This is a genomic window from Burkholderia sp. Ap-955 (genome assembly GCF_011753045.1).
Taxonomy (GTDB): Bacteria; Pseudomonadota; Gammaproteobacteria; order Burkholderiales; family Burkholderiaceae; genus Burkholderia; species Burkholderia lata_D.
The window spans coordinates 1-786 of record NZ_VWWH01000227.1; the positions used below are offsets into that span (position 1 = coordinate 1).

Sequence of the window (786 nt, forward strand, 5' to 3'; positions counted from 1 at the left end):
TCGGGTTCGCAGGCGAACCAGGGCGTGTTCTTCGCGATGCTCAAGCCGGGCGACACGATCATGGGCATGAGCCTCGCGCATGGCGGCCACCTGACGCACGGCTCGCCCGTGAACATGTCGGGCAAGTGGTTCAACGTGGTGAGCTACGGCCTGAACGAGAACGAAGACATCGACTACGAAGCGGCCGAGAAGCTCGCGCAGGAACACAAGCCGAAGCTGATCGTCGCGGGCGCGTCGGCGTTCTCGCTGAAGATCGATTTCGAACGTCTGGCGAAGATCGCGAAGTCGGTCGGCGCGTACCTGATGGTCGACATGGCCCACTACGCCGGCCTGATCGCGGCAGGCGTGTACCCGAACCCGGTGCCGCACGCGGACTTCGTGACGACGACGACGCACAAGAGCCTGCGCGGCCCGCGCGGCGGCGTGATCCTGATGAAGGCCGAGTACGAGAAGCCGATCAACTCGGCGATCTTCCCGGGGATCCAGGGCGGCCCGCTGATGCACGTGATCGCGGGCAAGGCGGTGGCATTCAAGGAAGCGCTGTCGCCGGAGTTCAAGGCATACCAGGAGAAGGTGGTCGAGAACGCCCGCGTGCTGGCAGAAACGCTGGTGAAGCGCGGCCTGCGGATCGTGTCGGGCCGCACGGAAAGCCACGTGATGCTGGTGGACCTGCGTGCAAAGAACATCACGGGCAAGGCAGCGGAAGCGGCACTGGGCGCGGCGCACATCACGGTGAACAAGAACGCGATCCCGAACGATCCGGAAAAGCCGTTCGTGACGAGCGGC

The 786-nt window shown here is 64.9% G+C and carries 1 protein-coding gene; it reads left to right on the top strand.

All coding sequences use genetic code 11. From position 1 onward, the window contains the following. On the top strand, window positions 1–786 hold a 786-nt coding region (gene glyA / locus F3J15_RS37475; protein WP_166897860.1), incomplete at both ends, for a serine hydroxymethyltransferase.